Source organism: Micromonospora sp. CA-246542, assembly GCF_050942905.1.
In the GTDB taxonomy this organism is placed as follows: Bacteria; Actinomycetota; Actinomycetes; order Mycobacteriales; family Micromonosporaceae; genus Micromonospora.
The window spans coordinates 49,050-70,375 of record NZ_CP192041.1 but is presented as its reverse complement, the minus strand read 5'-3'; the positions used below and the strand labels follow the sequence as shown (position 1 = coordinate 70,375).

The 21,326-nt window shown below is 70.2% G+C and carries 22 protein-coding genes; 11 read left to right on the top strand and 11 right to left on the bottom strand.

From position 1 onward, the window contains the following. The first annotated feature begins 657 nt into the window (after window positions 1-657). A complete protein-coding gene (locus ACQP0N_RS33230) occupies window positions 658-1,107 on the top strand; it encodes a hypothetical protein (RefSeq protein ID WP_433121945.1) in 450 nt (149 codons plus the stop codon). A gap of 1,131 nt (window positions 1,108-2,238) precedes the next feature. Then, the gene (locus ACQP0N_RS33225; RefSeq protein ID WP_433121944.1) at window positions 2,239-3,147 is read left to right on the top strand and encodes a tyrosine-type recombinase/integrase; all 909 of its coding nucleotides are present in this window, start codon (window positions 2,239-2,241) and stop codon (window positions 3,145-3,147) included. A gap of 405 nt (window positions 3,148-3,552) precedes the next feature. Here ACQP0N_RS33225 and ACQP0N_RS33220 read toward each other — a convergent pair whose 3' ends face one another. After that, window positions 3,553-4,374 carry a hypothetical protein gene (locus tag ACQP0N_RS33220; RefSeq protein WP_433121943.1) on the bottom strand — a complete coding sequence of 274 codons (822 nt, stop codon included), beginning with the start codon at window positions 4,372-4,374 and terminating at the stop codon, window positions 3,553-3,555. Between the two features lie 662 nt (window positions 4,375-5,036). Between ACQP0N_RS33220 and ACQP0N_RS33215 the strand changes: the two genes are divergently transcribed. Further along, window positions 5,037-5,423, top strand: a complete 387-nt coding sequence (locus tag ACQP0N_RS33215; protein WP_433121942.1) for a hypothetical protein — start codon at window positions 5,037-5,039, stop codon at window positions 5,421-5,423. 426 nt (window positions 5,424-5,849) lie between these two features. Here ACQP0N_RS33215 and ACQP0N_RS33210 read toward each other — a convergent pair whose 3' ends face one another. The 5 genes from ACQP0N_RS33210 to ACQP0N_RS33190 form a co-directional block, all read right to left on the bottom strand. After that, window positions 5,850-6,005 (bottom strand): hypothetical protein, encoded by a 156-nt coding sequence (locus ACQP0N_RS33210; protein WP_433121941.1) that lies wholly within the window; start codon window positions 6,003-6,005, stop codon window positions 5,850-5,852. A gap of 1,035 nt (window positions 6,006-7,040) precedes the next feature. Beyond that, the gene (locus ACQP0N_RS33205) at window positions 7,041-7,538 is read right to left on the bottom strand and encodes a DUF4913 domain-containing protein (protein ID WP_433121940.1); all 498 of its coding nucleotides are present in this window, start codon (window positions 7,536-7,538) and stop codon (window positions 7,041-7,043) included. Then, window positions 7,535-9,313, bottom strand: coding sequence for a type IV secretory system conjugative DNA transfer family protein (locus ACQP0N_RS33200; protein WP_433121939.1), 1,779 nt, complete (start codon window positions 9,311-9,313; stop codon window positions 7,535-7,537). Before ACQP0N_RS33200 ends, ACQP0N_RS33205 begins: the two co-directional genes overlap by 4 nt. After that, a complete protein-coding gene (locus ACQP0N_RS33195; RefSeq protein ID WP_433121938.1) occupies window positions 9,310-10,794 on the bottom strand; it encodes an ATP/GTP-binding protein in 1,485 nt (494 codons plus the stop codon). The genes ACQP0N_RS33200 and ACQP0N_RS33195 overlap by 4 nt, the downstream gene beginning before the upstream one ends. A gap of 9 nt (window positions 10,795-10,803) precedes the next feature. Then, window positions 10,804-12,270 carry an SCO6880 family protein gene (locus ACQP0N_RS33190; protein ID WP_433121937.1) on the bottom strand — a complete coding sequence of 489 codons (1,467 nt, stop codon included), beginning with the start codon at window positions 12,268-12,270 and terminating at the stop codon, window positions 10,804-10,806. A gap of 81 nt (window positions 12,271-12,351) precedes the next feature. On the opposite strand from ACQP0N_RS33190, the gene ACQP0N_RS33185 reads away from it, so the two are divergent. Both ACQP0N_RS33185 and ACQP0N_RS33180 read left to right on the top strand, forming a co-directional pair. After that, window positions 12,352-12,633 (top strand): hypothetical protein, encoded by a 282-nt coding sequence (locus ACQP0N_RS33185; RefSeq protein WP_433121936.1) that lies wholly within the window; start codon window positions 12,352-12,354, stop codon window positions 12,631-12,633. Further along, window positions 12,600-12,845 carry a hypothetical protein gene (locus tag ACQP0N_RS33180; protein WP_433121935.1) on the top strand — a complete coding sequence of 82 codons (246 nt, stop codon included), beginning with the start codon at window positions 12,600-12,602 and terminating at the stop codon, window positions 12,843-12,845. The genes ACQP0N_RS33185 and ACQP0N_RS33180 overlap by 34 nt, the downstream gene beginning before the upstream one ends. A gap of 673 nt (window positions 12,846-13,518) precedes the next feature. Here the strand turns inward: ACQP0N_RS33180 and ACQP0N_RS33175 are convergent. The 3 genes from ACQP0N_RS33175 to ACQP0N_RS33165 form a co-directional block, all read right to left on the bottom strand. Next, on the bottom strand, window positions 13,519-14,178 hold the full coding sequence (locus ACQP0N_RS33175; RefSeq protein WP_433121934.1) for a hypothetical protein: 660 nt from the start codon (window positions 14,176-14,178) through the stop codon (window positions 13,519-13,521). Between the two features lie 85 nt (window positions 14,179-14,263). Then, window positions 14,264-14,557, bottom strand: a complete 294-nt coding sequence (locus ACQP0N_RS33170; RefSeq protein ID WP_433121933.1) for a hypothetical protein — start codon at window positions 14,555-14,557, stop codon at window positions 14,264-14,266. Beyond that, window positions 14,554-14,997 (bottom strand): hypothetical protein, encoded by a 444-nt coding sequence (locus ACQP0N_RS33165; RefSeq protein ID WP_433121984.1) that lies wholly within the window; start codon window positions 14,995-14,997, stop codon window positions 14,554-14,556. The genes ACQP0N_RS33170 and ACQP0N_RS33165 overlap by 4 nt, the downstream gene beginning before the upstream one ends. 287 nt (window positions 14,998-15,284) lie before the next feature. On the opposite strand from ACQP0N_RS33165, the gene ACQP0N_RS33160 reads away from it, so the two are divergent. Both ACQP0N_RS33160 and ACQP0N_RS33155 read left to right on the top strand, forming a co-directional pair. Beyond that, on the top strand, window positions 15,285-15,824 hold the full coding sequence (locus tag ACQP0N_RS33160) for a hypothetical protein (RefSeq protein WP_433121932.1): 540 nt from the start codon (window positions 15,285-15,287) through the stop codon (window positions 15,822-15,824). Beyond that, the gene (locus tag ACQP0N_RS33155) at window positions 15,824-16,963 is read left to right on the top strand and encodes a M23 family metallopeptidase (RefSeq protein WP_433121931.1); all 1,140 of its coding nucleotides are present in this window, start codon (window positions 15,824-15,826) and stop codon (window positions 16,961-16,963) included. The genes ACQP0N_RS33160 and ACQP0N_RS33155 overlap by 1 nt, the downstream gene beginning before the upstream one ends. Window positions 16,964-17,025: 62 nt before the next feature. On the opposite strand, the gene ACQP0N_RS33150 is transcribed toward ACQP0N_RS33155, so the two are convergent. After that, a complete protein-coding gene (locus ACQP0N_RS33150) occupies window positions 17,026-17,358 on the bottom strand; it encodes a hypothetical protein (protein ID WP_433121930.1) in 333 nt (110 codons plus the stop codon). 327 nt (window positions 17,359-17,685) lie between these two features. Continuing rightward, entirely contained in the window at window positions 17,686-17,892 is a 207-nt protein-coding gene (locus ACQP0N_RS33145) for a DUF397 domain-containing protein (RefSeq protein ID WP_433121929.1), read from the bottom strand. 57 nt (window positions 17,893-17,949) lie between these two features. Between ACQP0N_RS33145 and ACQP0N_RS33140 the strand changes: the two genes are divergently transcribed. The 4 genes from ACQP0N_RS33140 to ACQP0N_RS33125 all read left to right on the top strand — a co-directional run bounded on the left by ACQP0N_RS33140 (window position 17,950) and on the right by ACQP0N_RS33125 (window position 21,321). Next, window positions 17,950-18,264: a hypothetical protein gene (locus tag ACQP0N_RS33140; RefSeq protein WP_433121928.1), complete on the top strand. Its 315-nt coding sequence runs from the start codon at window positions 17,950-17,952 to the stop codon at window positions 18,262-18,264. Then, complete coding sequence (locus ACQP0N_RS33135; RefSeq protein ID WP_433121927.1) at window positions 18,248-19,258, top strand: zeta toxin family protein; 1,011 nt, start codon at window positions 18,248-18,250, stop codon at window positions 19,256-19,258. The genes ACQP0N_RS33140 and ACQP0N_RS33135 overlap by 17 nt, the downstream gene beginning before the upstream one ends. Window positions 19,259-19,378: 120 nt before the next feature. Beyond that, a complete protein-coding gene (locus ACQP0N_RS33130; protein WP_433121926.1) occupies window positions 19,379-19,819 on the top strand; it encodes a hypothetical protein in 441 nt (146 codons plus the stop codon). Further along, the gene (locus ACQP0N_RS33125; RefSeq protein WP_433121925.1) at window positions 19,819-21,321 is read left to right on the top strand and encodes a relaxase/mobilization nuclease domain-containing protein; all 1,503 of its coding nucleotides are present in this window, start codon (window positions 19,819-19,821) and stop codon (window positions 21,319-21,321) included. The genes ACQP0N_RS33130 and ACQP0N_RS33125 overlap by 1 nt, the downstream gene beginning before the upstream one ends. Window positions 21,322-21,326: the final 5 nt, after the last annotated feature.

The window sequence follows — 21,326 nt, the reverse complement described above, 5'->3', positions numbered from 1 at the left end:
GCTGTTCGTCCTTGAGGCACGAGAGGTGACCCGACAACGGTCGTTGTTGTCGGGAGTCTGCCGGGTCCTCTTTCCCGACATTAAGGACGCCGGGGAGAGTGTTCCGTGCCGATCAGTGCTGACTGCCTGGTCGGTCAGGGTGCTCCGCGCGGCTCGGTTGGCCGCCTGATCAGCGCGGAGCGCCCGCCCTTCTATACATGATGCGACACGGCGGTGACAGAGTGCTTTATCGAGCCAGACTCCGACGGGCAACGGCGGTCATTACCGCACTCCTAGTCCGCCCTTACATTTCCGGCACCGGCAAGAAAGACCCCCCAGCTCAGCCCCGGCGGCACCATCCTCGGCACCGTCGTCCACCACCCTGGACGAGGCGTCCGCGTCCGCGCCCATTCCGCTAAAACGGTCCACGAACTGGGATGCGGGAGGGTGATTCGGCCGGCGGCGACTTGGTGGACGGCCAAGCCACCAGCGCCGCCGGTATTCGCCTGTCGGGGACCTGGCGGGATGCGTGCAACGGTTGTCGGGACCGACCCCGACACCGTTATCCGGGCCGCGCCAGTTCTGCGGGTGGACCGTCCGCACGGCAACCCCTCACGGAAAACGCCGTACCTGGCGTGGCTGCCAGAGGCAGGCAGCGAGGCGTCGTACGGTGCGGTCGTGACGAGATCCCGCCGATGTCGGCCCGCCGACGCCACGTACCAGCAGGCACTCAACCTGCCGACGAGCGGCGAGTTGCCCAAGCAGTTTGGCGCCTCCGGCACCACGAGCGCCTCCGGCTCCGGTAAGCCCTCGCGCAAGCCCAGACCGAAGAAGAGCACGGCCAAGACCGCCGCGACCGCTGGCAAACGCCGTGGCGGTGCCCAGCCGCGCGCGAGCAAGCCCGCCGCCGGCTTCGCGGCCAGCTTCGCCGGTACCTGCGTGGCCTGCGAACGCGGTTACCCGGCCGGGGCACGGCTCGGCAAGGTGCCCGCTGGTTGGGCCCACATGGCCTGCGCCGACGCGGTCCGCGAGCGCGACCGGATCCTGCGCGGGGAGACCTTCGCCTCGCAGAAGCCGTCGGACTGGCGACTCGGCAAAGGCCCCTCATCGGCCCGGGTTACTCGATAACCAGGTTGCCGTTTGCCTTCGGAGCCGGACAACCAGCGCACTCACAGCGCAGGTCAGCCCCGCTACGACAGATTCCGGTCGACAGGCGACTGAAACTGTCTGTGTCACCGTGGTGGTGGCCATGCAGGCGACTGTCTGGGAGGTCTCTGTCCGACCGGGCGTTCGTCCGGGCCCCGCCGTGCCCGCGACCAGCTCAGCGCCAGGCACCGCCGCCGTGGTGCTGAGTTGGGACGGCTGGTTCGACCAGCGCGGCCGGCTCACCGCCTCCGGTCGTACTCAAGTCGTCGTCGGAGCTGAGGACAGCCTGCTCACCCTACCCACACACCTACTCCCCCTGCTGCGGCAGGATGGCGCCCGACGTGAGCCCGAAAATGCTCCGTACTCTCCGCGGAGCCATCGCTCGCGGCGACCTGGGCGCGTCGAACGCCAACGATGCCGGGGAATCACACGTCGTCGGCGGAGGTCGGGGGAGGACTCGCGGTGGGGTGGCTCGACCGGCAGGGGTGGAAGACGACTATGGGCCACCACGACGGGCCAGGGAGAATCGTTTACAGGGAGCCCGGGGTTGACTCCCGTCAACCCCGGGCTCGGTAGGGCTACCTCTGGCCGTCCCGGTTGCGAGCCAAGATGGCGACCAGGTGTAGCAGGTGAGCGATGGTCCTGGCCGTCGTGGCCAGGCCATCGCGACCGGTGGCGTGCAGGATTTCTCCCGCCGTGTCGGCCGCGGTGGCCATGGCTATGACCGCCCTGGTCCCTCCCCTTCTCGTCGCTGGCTGCGACGGCGCGGTGGACGGACGCTTGTCGTCTGGGGTCCCTGACCCCTGATCATGTATCTCTGGCACATGTGACCTGAGATCCACGGCGAGCGCCCTGTCAGTGCTCAGGACTCATTAGAGGGCCCTGGTCTTCCTAACGTCCTGGCGCAGCCATAGGTACCGCACGAGAGTCGTTCGCGTCGGGATTTCTCCCGCAAAGTTCATGAAAAGTAGATCTTCAATCGCCAGCCAACACCGGCTCAGTGGATAAGCTTCCTTATCCGCTGAGTAGGGCAACCGTCTCAGCGGATAACGTCGTTTAGTCCTGGCTGAAACTCCGGCCGACACTCAGTGGATAAGAAGGACGGTGGCCGCCGTGGCCCGCACCGCGACCGCGAAGGTCATCCCGCTACGCCCGGCGGATGCGACTGCGGCCGCCGACAGGACTCTCGCGGCGCTGAACCGCCACCTCGACCGGTGCGCCCTGTCGGCCAACACCACCAAGGCGTACCGGGCCCGCACCCGCGCGTACGCTGCCTGGCTCGACGAGCACGCCGGCGAGCACCCGGACGCCTTCGTCGACCAGGTCGGCGCCGAGGCCGCCGTCACCGCTTGGCGTCGGCATCTCATCGCCACCAAGGCCGGCCCGTCCACCGTGAACCAGGCCCTGGCCGCCGTCGACCTGCTCTACGAGATCGGCGTCGGACTCCGGCTGAAGGTCAAGCGGGCCCGCGTGCCTCGCCCCGGCGAACCTGACGCGCTCAACTCCAAGGAGCAGGGCGCGGTCGAGCGCGCCGCCGACCGCCGCGGCGTTCGCGACGCCGCCATCGTCGCCGTGCTGCTCTACACCGGCGCCCGAGCGCAGGAGTGCGCCCGCCTCGACGTCGACGACCTCGCCCTCACCGCCCGCACCGGCACCATCCGCCTGCACGGCAAGGGCGACGAGGCCCGCCAGGTGCCGGTCCCGGCACCGGCACGCGAACGGCTCAGCGCCTGGCTCCGCCACCGCGGCACCCAGGCGGGACCACTGTGGAGCGGGCAACGCGGCCGGCTCACCACCTCCGGCATCACCCAAGTGGTGCTCACCGTCAGCGACGCCGCCGGCCTGCCCGGCCTGCGCCCGCACCGCCTGCGCCACACCTACGCCACCCGGCTGCGCCAAGGCGGCGCGGACTCCGCGCATGTCCAGGCCCTGCTCGGGCACGCCTCGCTCGACACCACCGCCCGCTACTTTCGTGCCGGTACCGCCGAGCAGGCCGCAGTCGTCGAGCGCATCTTCGAGTAGAGGCAGACGAGCCAGGCAGCTGATTACTTCCAACTTGTCGTTGCGGTGACTCTCAGTAATCGCCAGCGGCTGTTGGATCGGCTGAAATGGGCGCGGCACCTGCCGGTTTAGGACTCTTCATACGCCCTACTGGCAGTCTTGACTGCGCTTTCTTTATTTTCTGCTGCGAGGCCAGCCGATAGGAATACGCATCCCGTCGCTGTCACGACCAGAAAGAGCATGACGACTGCCCAGAGCCGATGAACGGGCATGGTGAGGAGGGCAATTGCTGCAGCGATGAGCAGGAGCAGCAGTCCGCCCCGAGTCTTGGCATTAGACATGGCGACGATCATATCACCTGCGGGTTATGGCGACCGAGGGTCAGCGCGCTTAGCGCTGACCCTCGGTCTTAGCCTATCGGGCTTGCTACAGGTAACTCGCCGTGGTGGACTTCCGCAACTTGCTGCCGCCGTTCGAGTAGCTAATGCTGAATACGCCCCATCCGGCGGAGGCAGAGAAGCCTCCCGAACCGTCCTGGTTGTGCTCGAACTGGAATTGGGCCCCGAGCTTGGCCGAGCTGCATCCACTGGCGCCGGTCTTGTTGAACGTGGCCTTGAAGTAGCCGTTATCCGTCAGCAGCTTGAAGCCGCTGACAGTGTCACGAATTCCGAAGATGGGGCTTCCGTTTACGCCGCCATCGTCGATATAGGTTGAGCCCGTGTGGTCGGCTCCCGTGTAATCGGCGGCCTTCCTCGTCAGTGTTCCCGTGCGGAAACAGCCGCCGCCGCCGAGGTTGGTCTGGATGGTAGCGACGTCGTCTGGGGCGCTACCGTTGACGTAGTTGTCACGGAAGTTCCAGGAGCCGGTGACCACGCGGTTGGTGTTCAAATCGTAGTTCAGCGTCATGGCGACGCTGAACGCATCCGTTGGTACCGCGAGCACACCGAAATCAGAAGGCGCTGACTTTGCGGCAGCTTCCCGCGATGCGAGGACCGTCTCGGCTTCACTTGAAGTGAGGTCTCGATCGATTCCGTTGATACGAACCTGCATCGGCGGAAGGCCGTACTTCGTCAGAAGCTGGTCGATGCCGGTGTAATCCGTCGGATGCTGACTCTGGTAGGCGTCAATCTCAGCCTGAGCAGCGATTCGCCAGTCTTGGGCGTTTGCGACGGTGTGCCCGGTAGTCGAAACTGCGATTGCGCTGAGCACGGCAACGGCAGTCCGCGCTCCAATAGAACGGTAGTTCACTCCCCAGTCTCCCTACTATTGACGAGACGTAGGGGCTGTGCCTGCATAAGACAAGTGTCTGTCTCGACTCTACTTCTAGAGAGTCCGCGACGCGCCTTATCTCCATGCAAATGCCCCCGTTGGAAAGATCTAATCTCATTGGCGTAACGCTGTCAACTAGCCACTTAGAGTAATCGTCAGTCGTCACTGAACGTTCCCTAAACATAGGGGCCTATTTGTCTGCTTTGAGGTCTGCTGGCCAGCATTGAAAGTAAATTCCCCACGAATTTGAGGTCGGCAAGGAGTCGAAGCTGCCACGGACTGCTACGTCCGAATTGCGAAAATCACGGAAAGTCACTGCGGTCAACTCGGGCACAGCTCTGGCCAACGCGTCCCGACACCGACCGCCACAACCCGGCGTTCGGCCAGCGCACCGCCCGTTCAGGGGCCTGCGCCACTCTCACCCGCGACGCCGGTGCTCGACTTGAGGACGTCCAGGAGCAACTCGGCCACGCGGACGCGCGGACGACCCGCCGCTACGACCACGGTGGCCAGCGCCTCGACCAGGCCCCGGACTACATCCTCGCCGCGTACCTCACTGCCGCCGGCGACGAGGATTCCACGGAATCACCAGGGGCAGAGGCAGGGCGGATCTGACCCCAGCCCGATTCGTTGAGCAGGCCATGACGGATCAGGCGCACTACCTGCGGGACAACCCGGCGCGCTACTACGAGGTGCTGGGACGAGTCATGTCGGCTCTGCGCGAGACCAGCGCGCTCAACGGCGCCTCCCATCTGGACTGGTGGCCCGGCGACGGCGGCCGGAGCTGGGAGATCGAGTGGCAGGGCGGCCCCTTCCCGGCCGAGGTCGCCGCGCGGCTGCTGGGAGCGCCGGAGCCCGGGGTCGGCGAGGACCAGGGCGAGCACGCGGTACGCGGTCTGATCTCGCCCGGACGGGGCGAGAACGAGCGCGCGCACCTGGTCGTGCTGGACGTGCCGGTGAACCTGCGGGCGATCGACCCGATCGGCACCAGCCAGGTCTGGGCGACCCTCACCCTCACGCAGGGGTAACCCTCACCTCGGTGGTGACAGCAACGGCCTCAGTCCAGGCCGGTGCCGTACCGTCCGAGGGTGACCGTGGACTGGGGGCGGCTGACGCCGACGTTGCGGGTGGGGGAGCGGACCTGCCTCTCGCACGGGCGAATCCGCCCGATCACCGGCGGCGTCGTACCCGCCTGCCCACGCTGCGACGCGCTGCCCCACCGCGTGCAGGTCGACAGGTCCGGCAAGCGCCAGTTCGTCGCGCCGGCTCCCGCCCACTGCTCCGGCCCTGATCGGCATCCCCTGGGTCCGGGTGAGGTGATGGTGGGATGGACGCCCTGTCCGTGCCCGCCGCCGGGCACGCGCCGGGGTCATCACCGATGGACGTGCCGGCGGTGCCCGTCGACGACCTACCACCCCCGGCTGACGTCGACGGAGATCACCGCGAGGCCGGCCTTACCCGCCACCCCGCCGGACGGGCAGTGAGATGCCGGCGCTCTTGCGGAGCTGTTCACCGCGTTTGCGCTTGCGGTAAGCCCGGCCCCGGCAGCGGTCGCTGCAGTACACCGCGTCGATCCTGACCAGGCGCAGTCCGGTCTTACTCTTCACCACTGTGGGCAGGCTCTTCGAGCAGTAGTCACAGTGTTGGTCATCGCTCACCGTGCTGGCGCGGTAAATCGTCAGCGCAACTGACCGCTGGCGGTACGCCCGCTGGCGGCATTTTGGACTGCAGTACCGGGCGTTGTCTCGGGTCGTCTCCAGCCGCTCCGGGCACCCTGTGGCCTCGCAGACGCGCGGTGTGGTACGGGCCATTCCCAGACTGTACCGAGAGCATCCCCGGAAACGGCTAGCCGTTACGCTGGGGCACTGTCCATTCCGACCGGCGGTAGACGTTTTGCCTGCTCAACACGGTTGGACCATATCTAGGGTGATACATCGCGCCGGGTTGGTGTCACGGGGCCACTGAATCTGTTGTACGGCGCTCGATACGCTTGTCCTCGCCACTGATCAGGTCCCCCTCTACAGAGGTCCGGCTCGATCAGCGGGCAGGGGATCTTCCCCGGTTCCAAGCGCCTCAGTAGGAGTACGCCAACCCGCCGCGTCCGGCCGGTGTGGCGGCTTGCTGCTCCGCGCGGCGCCAGCCGCGACGTACGGCGAAGGGAACCAGGCAAGGTGCCTGAGCTACATCACAACGGACAGGAGAGCCAGGCGGCGACGCCGGGCGAGCCTGCCCCACAAAAGCCACACTGGCTGATCCGGGTGTGGCCCTATGCACGAACGGGACTGCAGCTCATGAGTCTGTTCGTGCATGACGAAGGCCTACACCTCACGGCGCAGGCCCTCGTGGCGGTAACTGATCTAGCGGTCAAGAGTCGGAGATCCCGCTAGGTCTGCTCGGCGGCGGGGTCGGTGTTCGCGCACCGGCTCCGCTGCTTGTTATCCAGGTAGGTTGAGTACCGGATGCTTGTGTTGATGCATTCGTTGCCCCGCCAGTGTTGCTGGACCGATAGAAATCGTCAAGTAGAGGTTATACAACTTCTACTTGTCCAAGTATCGCGTTTCCCCTGGTTATGATCGGAATCCCAGGACCTCAACGGGACCGCGCTGCTGGTGTCGTTGGTCATACGTCCGGGCGATGCCGCAGAATCAGACGCCGTCCGCATCCGGTAGCTGAGCGAGGACCGCAGGCGGTGCTGGTTCCACCGGCAGGGGTTGGGGCTCGGTGTGCTTGTCCGGTCCGCACCGGTTGAACGGGCCGTACTCGGCGGCCAGCGCGGCGAGGTGCGGGTCGAGGTGGTCGCGCCACCAGATGCTCATGCCGGTCTGCGGGTCGCTGACCCGCAGCGTCTCCCAGGCCCGCCAGAGCGCGTACAGGCGGGAGATCGCCTCGGGGTGCGCCCACCACCTCGGGCACCAGTTGATGCCGCTGGTCGGCCCGGAGGCGAGGCGACGCTCGACGACGTGGGCGAGGTAGTCGCCGACGAACGCCTCGACGCTGCGGTAGACCGGTTCCGCGCCGGCCGGTTCCGCCGCCGGTGCCTCGTCGACCGGAGGGGGCGCGGCAGGGTCGCCGGCGAGCTGGCCGAGTAGCGCGCTGAGGTCGGCGACGGCGTCGGCGGCCGGCCCGGCGGTGGGCGTGGTCATGAGATCGGCTCCGGTGGGATGTCGGGGGAGAGGGTCCAGTCGGTGCGGCCGGTGGGGTCCCAGTGCGCGATCGAGGCGCGGATCGCCGCCGCGTATGGGCCGTCCTGCCAGGGGGCGGTGCGGGCGAGCGCGGGTGGGGCGCCGGAGGCGTAGACGACCATCCGGCCTCGGGGCAGGGCGTGCAGGTCGGAGACGTCGAGGATGCGCTGGCGGCGGGTGGCGTGCGAGACCGACCGCTGGCCCCAACCGGATCCGCTGCTGCTGGTCGACCGGGTGGTGACGTCGTGCTCGCCGATCAGCTTCGACAACTCTTCCAGCCAGTCCGGGTCGGCCACGCCGCCGCCGTACGTCCGCACGTTCGCCGCCGACCAGAGCTTGCGCATGCCCTCGCGTCCCCACACGTCGACTCCCTGGGGGTAGGACTGCAGGATGGTGATGATCGGCAGGCCGTGGGAGCCGTAGTAGGAGTAGAGGTTGGGAAGTTGCCGCAGGCGGCAGATGTTCGCGGCCTCGTCGAGGATGCTCAGCAGCGGCGGATCCAGGCGGCGGCCGGCTGAGGCGCGGGCGCGCAGCTCACCGGCGCGCAGGACGGCGTCGGTGAGGGCGGCGACCAGCGGGGCGGGGGAGCCGGGCCCGCCCTGGGAGAGCAGGTACAGCACGTCGGTGCTCACCACGAACGCGGCCGGGTCGAACTCGAGGACCCCGCCACGGGTCGGCGGAGTCACCCAGGCGGTGACGGCCGGCTCGGTGAGGCACATGAGCATCTTCTGGGCGCCGGCGTAGATGCCGCCCCGGGTCTTGTCGGGCATGTTGACCACCCCGGCGACCGCGTCGCCGGGCAGCGCGAAGCCGTGCTCGCGCAGCAGCATCGCCGGTTCGTCGTCACGAGGGCTGACCGCCCACCGGTACGCGGCGAGGATGTCCCGGCCGGAGCAGGCGGCGGCCAACAGCAGGTTGGCCACCAGTTCCTCGCTGGAGGGGTCGAAGAACGCATCACGGGAGACGCCGGGTTCGCGTTCGGCGGCGGCGAAGTGCTCGCCCAGGCGGCGGGCGTCGGTGACGGTGGCCACCGCGCGCAGCGGGTTGAACCACATGCCCTGGTCGGTGCCGAGGATGTGCTGCGGGTCGAACGCCCACACCGTGCCACGTTCGGCGCGCAGGTCGCGGGTGGCGTCGACGATGTCGCCCTTGACGCTGGTGACCAGCGTGGGCCCGGGGGCGGCGACGATCGCCGGGATCGCCCGGCTGGTGGTCTTGCCGGTGCGCGGGCCCCAGATGTCGACGGCCATGTCCTCCCAGGACTGGCGCAGCTGCACCCCGCCGGCGACGGTGTAGGCGATCAGCACGCCGAGCTGGTCGGGGTCGGGCCGGTCGACGTCGGCGAGGCTGGGCCGCAGCCGCCGGCCGCTGTCGGCGACGCCCGCCGGGCTGAGGTGGGCGAGATCGGCACGGCTGGCCATCCGCCGGGCAGCGGAGTCGACGCGGGTACGTCGACGGCGAGCCCACCGCCAGACCACGACTCCCACCGTGACGAGCAGCACCAGGACGCCGACCTCGATGGCCACGACGAGCGTGCACGCGGTGGTCCAGGAGATCTCGCCACGCACCACCGCGGCGGCCACCCGGATCGGGCCGCCCCCGCTGTAGCCGGGCGGGTGGGTGAGCGCCACCGGCAGCCACACCCCGCTGGCGGCGACCAGGGCGAAGGCGGCGATGCCGCCGACGAGTAGGCCGGCGTCGTCGTGGCCACGGCGCGGTCCGGCGGGGCGGCTCACGCCATCGTCCAGCGGAAGTCGGTGTTGCCCAGGCGCATCTCCGTCTCGGTGGGCTCCAGGTGCACCGGAATACCTGGCCTGGATCCCACCTTGATCAGGAAGTTTCCCCGGCCGACGGTCCCGCTGCCCTCGGCGGCCGTCCAGGACGGCGGCGCCGACCAGGACAGCACCTCACGGCGTTCGGCCTGCGACAGCGGTCGGACCCGGGAGACGGAGTCCAGCTCCTGCTCCGAGCAGGGGCCGATCATCAGCACCGCCGAGCGTTCGGCGAAGCCTCTCGCTTTGGCCCGGTCGTGGGCGGTGGGCAGCGCCTCCAGGTCGGCCAGGGAGTGGGTGATGAAGGCCGTGCCTGTCCCTTTCTGTCTGTTCAAGCGGGTCAGGCCGTCGGCGCGGTCGACCAGGCCGTGCCCGACGCGCAGCGCCCGCCACAGCTCGTCGAGCACGGTGAAAAAGGTGCGCGGCGGCGCGAGGCCGAGGTCGGCCATCAGGTGCGCCGCCTCGACCTGGGCGAAGCCATAGGACCAGGTGGACAGCAGGGTCGCGGCGGTGCGCAGTTCGTCGGTGTCGTCGATGCTGGAGATGTCCACGCAGACGGCGGGGGTGTCGAGGCGGATCGCGGTGGTGGTCTGGCCCTCGAAGGTGTCGCCGAGCGGGCCGTGCAGCAGCGCCAGCAGGGTGCGATGCAGGCCGTTGGTCTCTTCCCGGAAGCGGGGGAGGTCGTGCTCTTCCTGCCAGAGGGTGACGGCGCGGACGTCGGCGGGGGCGTCGCGCAGGATGCGCAGGACGTCGGAGAGCACCGGCGGGGTGTCGGTCTCGCGTTCGGCGAGGTAGCGCAGCGCGGCGGCCAGGACGGTGGTCTCATCCGAGCTGACGGGCCCGCGCCGGATCAGGGTGGCCAGGGCGACCAGCATGTTCAGCCGCCGGTCGGTGACCGCCGCGCGCACCACAGCGCCGGTGCGCTCGTCGACCCGGTCGAGGACCTGCCGCCACGGGCCGGCGTCGAGGGGGTTGATCCGGTCCAGGCCCGGCCCGATGCGCAGGACCTGCCCACCGAGGGCGCGGACCAGCTCGGCGTAGTCGGGCTTGAGGTCGCCGAGGATCAGCGGGGTGACGCCCTGGGCGGTGAGCCCGAGGACCATCCGCCGCACCGCCGTGCTCTTGCCCATGCCGGGTTCACCCTCGATCCACACCGACGGGTTGTTGATCAGGCGGGCGCGGGTGTACCAGGAGATCGGGTCGAAGCAGACCGCGGATCCGGTGTAGAGGTGCCGGCCGATCGGAACGCCGATCATCGGCGTCGACGCGCCGGTGCCGAAGGGGAACAGGCCGCAGACCTGAACGGTCGTGCCCCGGTACTCCGTCGGCGGTTCGATGTACGACCAGGCCCCGCCGCCCGGCCCGGTGTAGCCGAGCCGCCCGGGGCGGCGGCCGGCGGGTCGACGTGGCGGGGCAGCGGGGGTATCGCGGGTGCTCTCGGTCATGCCGGCGTCCTAGAAGGGGATGGTGGCGTGGGTGGGCAGGACCACGCCGGCGGGCAGGCCGGCGGCGAACCCGGCGGCCTGGCACCCGTACATCGGGCGCATCACCAGGCGGGCCTCACCGGCGCGGGCCCGGATGACGCCGGTGGCCTCGTCGAGCTGCGTCTCGTCGGCGACGGTGGCGGTGACCAGCACAGTGAAACGCACGACGCCCGCGCCGGTGGCCTCTTCCTCGGCGGCCTGTTCGGCGGCGGCCAGGTCGGTGAGGTCGCGGGCGCTGGCGCGGTGCTTCTTGGAGGCCAGGAACCTCGCGTCGCGCTTGTCGGACTCGACGAGCCGGGCTGCCTCGCCGGGGGAGTACGGCCGGTAGATCATCGTGACGCGTTTGCGCAGGAGCTGCGGGTCCGGGTCGGTCAGCCGGCTGAACAACCTGGAGTACACCACCCCGCGCGGTGCTTCGACCATGCACCAGGTGCGGGAGATCCCGGAGTCGTGCCGGTAGGAGTCCCAGCTCTCCCGGGTGGCCACCGGGCCGGCCTGGGTCCAGTCGGGGGTGAGCTGCGGCGCGCGGGCGAGGTCCAGGGCGGCGGCCGGGTCGTAGGCGGCGCGCACCACCGCGGCGAGTCCCCGGGCGGACATCGGCGTGATGCCGGCGCCGGTGGCACCGGTCAGCCCCGAGTGCAGATGCGGCAGACGGGCGGCGACCTCCCGGCAGACGTCCTCGGGCGTCATCGACCGCCCGGGTGGGGCGGTGTAGGTCAGCGACACCCGGGTGTCGACCGTGGCGGATCCGGCCGGGGACGACTCGACCACCTCGTTGAGGACCTGCAGGGCCAACGCTGGCGCGTCGGGTCGGGAGGTCGCCGCGACTTCGGTGGCGAGGCGGGTGCCCGGATCCGGCGTCGTCTCGATGGTCACCTGAGCCTGTACGAGCTGGGGTTCGCGCGACAGCGCGGCCAGCCACGAGGCCAGGTGCCCGACGCGGGCGTCGATGACGGCCTGGTCGACCAGGTCCATGCCTTCGGGCGCGCAGCGCAGGGTGACGGTGTAGTGCCGGCTCTGCGGGACCACGACCACGGCCACCCGACCGGACCGGCCGGTCTCGACCTCGTACACCTCGGAGCGGGCCAGGACCCCGGGCAGTTGGTGGGCGGCGGCGACCCGGGAGGCGACGCCGGAGACGTAGATGTGGTGGCGGCGGGAGCGGGCGAGCCACCACGCCACACGGGCGGTGATGACCTGGAATCCGGTGCGCCCGTTGATCCGGATCGCCAGGGGCGCGAGCACGAGCAGGCCAGTGATGGCGGTGATCAGCGCGGCGGGCGGCGAGATCGTCAGCATCGCGGCGGCGAGCACCATGACCAGGAACGCGGCGATGGTGCCGGCTGGCCCGAGCCCGAACAGGCCGGCACCGCGACCGAGCCGCCAGTTGCCGTAAGTGCGCTGTTCGCTGGGCCGATCGCGCACTCCGGCGCTCATGTGTCCCCCTCACCGTTGGTCGCTCCAGATGCTGTTCCGCCGACCTTGCGGACTGCTGCGGGCCCGACCTTGGCCGCCGCGATGGCTCCGGCGGCGGCGATCCCGACCGGGCCGGCCGCTGCTGCGCCTGCTCCGGCCGCCCCGGCGCCCGTGCTGGCCGCGCCGCCGGAGGCCCTGCTCCCGCTCCTGCGGTTCCTGCTCCGGCCGCCCCGGCTCCGCTGGTGCCGGCCCGGCCGGCTGTGCCTGCGCCGCCGGCCGGACGTGGTGCTGGTGCGGACGGTGCTGCGCCGCCTGGTCGGCCTGGCCCGCCGGTGGCTCCGGAGCTGCCGGTGCTGCCGCTGGATCCGCCACCGGAGCCGCTGAGGCGCACTGCCCCGGAAGCGAGCTGTCCGGCGCCGGACGCGGCGGCGATGGCGACGCCGCTGGATCCGCCGCCGGCGGACAGCACCGACACCGCTGGGGCGATGAGCCGCATCAGGGCGGGCAACGCCACGATGGCCATGCAGAACATCACCATGCCGGTGAGCACGTCGGTCAGGGTCTGTCCCTGCCCGAGCCAGAACACTGCGGCGTAGATCGTGGCGGCGGCCGGCTTGTAGAGCAGCAGGGCGAGCAGCCAGGTCAGGTATCGACTCCGTACGGAGCCGCCCACTGCGGCGGCAGCCGGAAGGAGCCCGGCGAGCAGGACCAGGCCGGCGTTGCGGGCCAGCAGCAGCAGGAGCTGCACCATCGAGGATAGGAACACCATGATCGAGATGCCGATCACCACGATCGGCGGTAGCCCGCCGGTCGCGGCGGCGGGAGCGAGCAGGAGCAGCCGCTTGCCGAGGTCACCGTTCGCGGAGGCGCTGAGGATCCAGTCGGCGTAGGCGTCACCGATCTCGATGAGGAGCTGCACGGCCGGCACACCGGCTCCGGCGAGCACGACCAGCGTCACCAAATTCTTGGTGAGCGTGCCGGCCTCCTGGCCGTTGCGCTGCCACGCGATCCTGAGCGCGGCCCACAGCACGGTGCCCACGGCGATCGCCGCCACCGCCCAGTTGGTGTACGCGCGCAGATGTTGGACCGCTCCCTCGGTCTGCGACACCACCGGGGTCGGGACGGACAGCCACCCGGTGACCAGCGTCTTGAGCATCTCGGCGGCGGCCTGCGACGACTGCTCGGCCAGCTCATCGAGGAACCGGGAGGCCGTGTTCTCCAGGATCTGCCCGGGGATGCACGTGGGCAGGACTGGGGGGCAACTGGGCACTACCGCGGCCCCCATTCGACGACCCCGGCAAGGTCGGTGGTGCGGCGGTTGACCGAGATCCAAGAGCCTCCCGGGGGCGCCTGCATCCGCCAGTCGCCGTCGCGCCAGAGCAGGGTCAGCGACAGGATGTGGTACTGCGGCGAACCGGCCGAGGGCGCGCGCAGAACGAGCCCGATCACTGCGGTGTCGGGGGTGTAGGACTGGTACTGGTAGCCGGCGATCTTGCTCTGTGAGCCGGGGTCGACGTTACTGGTGTCCACGCTGCTCATTTGGGCCAGCAGCCGGTCGCGGTCATCGCTGGGCACGAATTGCCCTTTGATCGTCGGCTCCCAGTATTCCCTGCCCAGAGACGACCTCATGAGGATCTGGGCGGCGGCGATGAGGGCACCCTCGGGGGTGTGCGTGTAGCCCGAGGCGGTGGTGCCGTTGACCCGGCTCGGGCCTGCGGTGGTGCTGACCGGCACGGGCAGGGATCCGACCAGCTCCCACCGCACGCCGGCCGGCGCGGTGGACGGTACGGCGGTGGGCAGATCCTGCGACGGTGTTGCCCCGCCCGGGGCGAGGCTCGCTGGCGGCGGCGTGCCGGTGGTGCTGCGGTCATCGTCGCGCGAGGCGATGGCGACCACCACGCCCGCGATGAAGACGATCAGCACGAGCACCGCGGAGGCGATGAAGCCGGGCCGCGTCCACGGCGGACGGTCGGCGAAGTCCTGAGTTGCAGGCGAGCGCGGCACGACGAACCTCCTAGATCAGCGCGGAGACCACCGCGGATGCGCTTCCGATGAGGATGCAGGCGGCGAAGACCCAGCCGAGCGCGGAGACGTTGGTGTCGTCGCCGCGGCGGTGCGCCAGCGCCATCTTCCCGGCGGTGAAGAGCACCCCGGCGACGCACGCGGCGATGGCGAGGTTCGCGACCCACTTCAGGAGCGTGAGCACTTTGTCGCCGACACCGGGGGGTGCCTCACCGCTTCCCGGGTCGGGCACGGGTGCGGCCGCCGTCAGGGCTTGGAGGTGCTCCAGGTGGTCGATCAGGGTCATGGGGTGCCTTCCCGGGGTGCGATCTTCTGCCAGATTGCGGTGCGCAACGCCTCGACGTCCGGGGGAGCGCCGACGTCGCGGGGGTCATCGGCGGCCAGCAAGGCGTCGACCCAGTCGACGCGCCAGATTTGCGGGGTCCATCCGCGCAGCAGTTGCAGCCGCTCGGTGGCGATGCGCGGTGGCCGCCGTGGTGACGCGGCGACCGCGACGACACCCAGCAGCGTCATCGAGCCGGGCATCCCCGCGCGCCGGCGCCACTGCTCGACCGCACCGGTCGCCGCCCAGGTGCCGGCCGCTGATGCGCGGCACACCAGCACCACTCGGGCCTGCGGTGTCGCCGGCGTCAGCATGGGCCAGCCCTTGCCGAAGTCCAGCCCGAAGCCGACCAGCCGCGCCAGGGTGCTCACGCCGGCACCGCCGTGACACCCGACCCACCACACTGTCGGCCAGGCGTGGAGATTCGGCGGAATCGCCGTGAAGGGAAGCGACGGGGCGATGCCGGGACGCGTGCGAGACGCGACGACAGGGCTGGCCTTCACCGGCGAATCCACCAGCGCACGCCGATACTCCCCGTCATGCGATGCCTCCCCCATGTGTCAAGGTCACCGACGAGTACCAGACAGTAGCACTGCGTTTGTGAATGGATCTATGGTGTTGGCTCTGCCGCAATAGGACGCGAAAGGCACCACGGGGGAGGCGTCGAATGGCACGCAGACTAGGTGCATTCGTGCGGGTCGATCACGCGCGGCGGTGGAGACGCGCCGTCGGTGGCCTCGTTCTCGCCGCATCGGTGATGGGCGGCTGCGCACGCGCGGCTGAACCGGGCACGGCACCACAGCGCACCGATCCCGTTTACCCGACGGCCGGCGCCGCCGACACCTCGCCCACGGCGGCGGGGGAGCGGCCTGGGACGGACGACCACGGCCACGACCCGGTGCCGGTGAAGCCGCCGCCGGCGGCGCAGGCGGCACCGGTCGTGGTGGCGTTCGCCGCGGCGTGGGCGCGACCCGATCTGCCGGCGGATGCGTGGTGGCGGGGTGTGAGCCGGATGTGTGACGACGGCTTTGCCCAGGCGCTTCGCAGCGTGGACCCGGCGCGGGTGCCGGCGACACGGGTGACGGGCCGCCCGGTGGCCAAGCAGGGGCCCTCGGGGGACACGGCGGTGTACGAGGTGGCCACCGACGCCGGCGCGTTGACGGTCACGCTCGGCGTCATCGAGGGCCGGTGGAGGGTCACGGGCAACGACTTCGTCCGAGCGGTGAGCTGATGGACCGCAAGCCGGTCGCGTTGGGCGTCGGTGTGCTGGCGGTGGTGGTGTTGCTGTGCGGCGCCACGGTCGGGATGCCGATGCTGATGTTCGGCCAGGCGGACGCGGAAGCCGCCGCCTGTGAGGTGCCGTCGTTGCCCGGGTCTTCGCCGGTGCCGGGGGCGGGGCGGTGGGACGGTGTCGCGACGACGAACGCGGCCACCATCGTCGCGGTCGGTCGGCAGCGCCAGGTGCCGCCGCGTGGGTACGTCATCGCGTTGGCGACCGCGATGCAGGAGTCCACGCTGCGCAACCTGGCCAACGCCAACGTGGCCGAGTCGCTGGCCCTTCCCCACGAGGGCGTGGGCCGCGACCACGACTCCGTCGGGCTGTTCCAGCAACGCCCCGGATGGGGCAGCGTGCGGGAGCGAATGACACCCACCTACGCGGCGGGGAAGTTCTACGAGGCGCTGGTCAAGGTCGACGGTTGGCAGCAGATGCGGCTGACCGACGCGGCGCAGGCCGTTCAGCACTCCGGCCTGCCGGAGGCGTACCAGAAGTGGGAACGCGACGCCGAAGAACTCGCCGCGATCGTGCTCGGCCTGCCGGACATCGACGACATCGGTGGCGGTGCCCCGATGGCCCCGTGTGGCGTCGACGACCTCGGCCCGGTTCCGGTCGGTCCCGGTGGCTGGGTGCAGCCCGTCCGCGCCGTGATCGTCAGTCCGTTCGGGCGTCGGGACAAGCGGCTGCACGCCGGCGTGGACCTGTCGAACCCGGACATCCGCGGCGACGCGATCCGGGCGGCGGCGGCCGGCGTGGTGGAGCAGGTCAAATGCGACTGGTACACGACGTGCGACCGCGATGGGAACACCAGCGAGCGCGGCTGCGGCTGGTACGTCGACATCCGCCACCCCGGCAACACCGTCACCCGCTACTGCCACATGATCCAACGCCCCGAGGTGGCCATCGGCGAACAGGTCACGGCCGGCACGGTCATCGGATTCGTGGGCAGCAGCGGCGGCAGCACCGGCCCACACCTGCATTTCGAGGTGCACCTCAACGTTCCGCCAGGGCCGTTTCACGCCAACGGCAGCAACGCCGTCGACCCGGTGCCGTTCATGCACGCCCAGGGCGCTGCGCTGGGGCCGGCGTCGTGAGCAGGATCAGCACGAAGGCCTCCCCCGCCGTAGCGAAGGAGGCCGTCGACGTACCAGCGCCCCTACTGCGGCTGGGTAGCCTCATCAGCCACTGTGGCCTGCTCGGCGGCCGTGGGCGGCGTCACCGGTTGCGGTGCTCGGCGACGCCGCGACGGCGCGGACTCCGGCGCGTCCAGCCCGAGCTTGGTCAGTTCATCTCCCGTCCAACCGCCCTGCAGGGCGGCCGTGTACCGCTCGGCGTAGCGGGCGTTGGCCTCGCGCAGCGCGCCAGCGAGCTGGTCGCGTTCGTGCCGCGCGGTGGCGGCCTCACCGACCAGGTTGGCGCGCTCGCGCAGCAGTTGAAGTGCCGCCCTCTCGGTCTCGCCGCGAACGGCCTTGGCGGTCAGTTCGGCCATGAAGTCCTCCCCCGGATGACTGTGCTCTGGTGCCTGTGGACGCCGAGCTTAGCCGCCAAGATCGATCCGTGCCGTGCCGATGATCCACGCCTCACCCGAGCCGGTAGGGGTGCCGCCGTTGCCAATCGAGGCCGTCGACCAAGGTCAGAGGCGGGCCGCAGGATCATCACGCAGCGACCCTCCATGTCCATGACGCTGCGCGGCCTCCGGCCGACGGCCCCAGCCACCGCGAGGTGGCTACTCAGGGCGCTATCGGGCCTCGTCTACGTCGGTCGTGCCGCAGCCCTGGACGGTGTCTCCAGGGCTGCGGTCATCCCGTTTGCCAGGTCAGGCTCGCAAGCTCCCGCTCTTGATGCCATTGATGAACGCGGTCCACCCCGAGGTGTCTACCGCCAGGACGGGACCAGACGCGTCCTTGGAGTCGCGAATGCCTACCGCGTGTGGGGTCAGCGAGATCTCGACGCACTCCGCATTCCCGTTCAAGCTGCGGGTGCTCTTGCGCCAAGATGCGTCGTACAGGAAGTCACCGTTCACGCTGTCTTCCTCCCAGGAGTTGAGTCGAGATCAAGCTTAGGTCGACGGAGCAGAGCCGTGAAGGAGCGACAGTTGATGGCAGACGACGAACCTGCTGCGAGTGGGTTTGCCAACCTGAGGGGGTGGAACGAGCAGCAGGCCACCGACTATGAGTCCGCCCGGCTGGCGATCAACGCCGTGATCGGGGCCTACAGTGCACGACTCGGGCGTGCGGTAGATGCTGACCAGCGTGCCGAACTGCTGAGGGAACAGCGGCGGTATTCGCGAGAGCGGCAGCTCCTGACCCTTGATGACCAGGAGCAGATACAGCGGATCCTGCGCGACTACCCGAAGGTGGCTCAAGAGGTTTCGCGACATGACCAACAGCGCTGACCCTGAGAGGTTCAGGCTTCCCGGGCCGGAGCTACGCCGCATCTTCGACGAGCAAATCCGCCCGATCTACGTCGGCACGGCGAGGCAAACGCCGACGGTGTTCTTCATCGCCGGGCAGCCCGGCGCGGGCAAGACAACCGTGGAGTCGCGCATCGCCCAGCAACTGGGCGTCGAGGAAGCCGTCAGGGTCGATGGCGACGACCTCTTCAGTTACCACCCGGCCTTCGAGCGGCTGACCGCCGAGAACGACCACACGGCACGCACGTTACTCGCGGATGCAGCAGACGAGTGGTGGACGATGCTCACCGATTATCTGCGGGAGCAGCGGACCGACATCATCATCAGCGCGCCCCTAGCCGGACCTGACTGGGCGGCAGCCCGCTTCACGGACTTCCGCCAGGCCGGGTACCGGGTCGAGTACGTTTTCGTCGCAGTGCACGAAGCGCGCAGCCTGCTCGCGATCCTCGACCGTTACCAACACGACAAGGACCAGTACGGCGTTGGTCGATTCGTGCGACCTGATGCCCACGATCGGGCGTATGGCGCAGTGCTCGGCACCGTCGACCGCCTGGAAGCCGAGCGCCTGGTCGACGCGGTCTATGTCGTACGCCGAGGCGGTGACCTGGTGCACCAGAATTCCTTGGACGAGGCTGGCAACTGGCGCGACCCTCCGGGGCTACGTCGAGCTATCGAGAACGAGCGCTCGCGGGCCTGGACCGTGGATGAGCGCAACCATTTCCAACGGCGAGTCGAGGCGACTGCAGGGCGCATCAGCGAGCATCTTGCACCGGTTCTTGCCGACGCCATACGCAGGGCGATGGCTCATCTCGGTCCAGCCGGTAGCCCGTCCTCCGTCGCGACAGTAGCTCAGGCATGGCCCTCGTCGACCAGGGATTCGATGGTTGAACAAGTGCGAAGCGGCGACGTCGATCCGGGCGTTGCCGGCGCTTCATCGACGCAGAGCACCAGGAGCGATCGGGGGGCGACGCGCTAGTGAACAGACCTGCTCGACCTGCCGGAGCAAGTTGGAGTAAAAGTCTGACTTTTCGTCAGACGGGCCGCCCGGCGGCCGGCCGGAACGCGGCGGGTGACTCCCGTCGGGAGGGTGGTCGACGTGGCTGATTCACCGCAGGTCGGCGTGGTCCGCTTCGGGGCCAGCGAGCGCCGCAGGCGTGCCCACAACGACGATGATCCGCGCGTGCACCGGGTGACCGTGCGGCTGTCTGCGGTGGAAATGGCGGCGGTCGAGGCGAACGCGGCGGCGGCCCGCATGGTCACCTCGGCGTACCTGGCGGAAGCTGGATCAGCGCCGCTCGCGCCCGCCCCGGCCGGTCCGGACGGGATCGAGGTAGGACCGCTGCTGGTCGAGCTGATGGGCGCGCACCGGCAGGTCCGGGGCGCGGCGCACAACCTGAACCAAGCCGTAGCCCGGCTGCATTCCACCGGTGAGCCGGGCGGCGACCTGGCCGCGACGGCGGCGTATCTCGCCCGGGTCGCGGCGCGCGTCGACGACCTCGTCACCGCGATCGCCGCCGCGCAGACGGGCCGGCGCTGATGATTCCAAAGGTCACCTACGGCGCTCGGGTGCGCGGCCTGCTGGAGTACCTGTGGGGTCCCGGGAAGGCCGAGGAACACATCAACCCGCACCTGGTCGCCGGGTATGACGACGTGGTCCTGCTCGCGCCGCAGCAGCGCGAACACGACGGCGGATGGTCGCTGGAGGCGTTGGCCGCGCGGCTGGACGCGCCGCAGATCGCCGCCGGTGAGCGTGGGGTGCAGCAGTACGTGTGGCAGTGCTCGCTGAGCCTGCCGGCCCAGGAGGGGCAGCTCGACGACGAGACGTGGGGCCGGATCGCGGGCCGGTTCGTGGCCGAGATGGGCTTCACCGGCGACGCGGGACGGGCCGGGTGCCGGTGGGTCGCGGTGCGCCACGGCCTGTCGGCCAAGGGCAACGACCACGTGCACCTGGTCGTCACTCTCGCCACCGAGGACGGGGCGCCGGTGTGGTTGCGTCAGGACAAGCGGCGCAGCCAGCAGGTCGCCGATCTCCTGGAGGACGAGTTCGGACTAGGCAAGTGGACACCCGGCCGGGCGGGGGCGACGAAGCGGCCCGAGCTGAACCGGCCGGAGGTCGACCGGGCCCGACGCAGCGGCCAGGCACCGGACCGGGAACTGCTGCGCCGTCAGGTCCGGGCTGCGCTGGCCGGGGCCGGCAGCGAAGCCGTGTGGGTCGCGCGGATGAAGGGCACCGGGCTGCTGGTCGCCCCGCGGGCCTCGGCCAAGGACCCGAGTCAGGTGGTCGGGTACGCCGTCGCGTTGCAACCGGCCGGGCCGGGCACGCCGACCTGGTACGCCGGGCGCAGCCTGGACGGCGACCTCAGCCTTCCCCAGGTCCGCAAGCGGTGGCCCGAGGCCGAGCGACCCTCGGTCGGCCAGTGGAAGACAGCGGATTCCACGGAATCGAGCCTGCGCGGCGAGGACCGGATGGCGGTGTGGCGGTCGTCGGCCGCCGCACTGGAGGCGATCAGTGACCGGCTGGCGGGGATGGCTCCAGACTCGCCGCAGTGGCCGGCGGTGGCGCGCGCCAGCGCCGAGCTACTGGCTCGGGTGGCAGCGGCCACCGAACCATCAGGGCGGGGTCCGATGAGCCGGGCCGCCGACACTTTGGCCCGGGCGGCGGCCCCGCCGCGTCGCGCGCCGGCGCCGGCGGCGTCGTCGGTGGCCCGGGAGCTGGGCCGCGTCGCGGACGCGCTGCTGGTCGCGGGACACGCCCGCGACGGTGGTGAGGCCGCCGTCCTGCTCGCCGTGGTCGTCCAGGCGGCCCGACTGGTCGTGGCGCTGGCCGAGCTGCGTGCCGCACAGCAACAAGCCCATGCCGCCGGCGCCGCTGCTGCCGCCGCCGCACACCTGACGCCCCTGCTCCAGTCGGGCGCCCACCTCGTCGACCAAGTGCCGGTGCCGAACCAGGGCGGGCCGCCGCAGCAGCCGGTCCCCACCGTGCCGAGCCCGGTCCGGCCCCGCGTCGACCCGAACGGCGAGCGGGATCCACAGCGTTGAGGAGG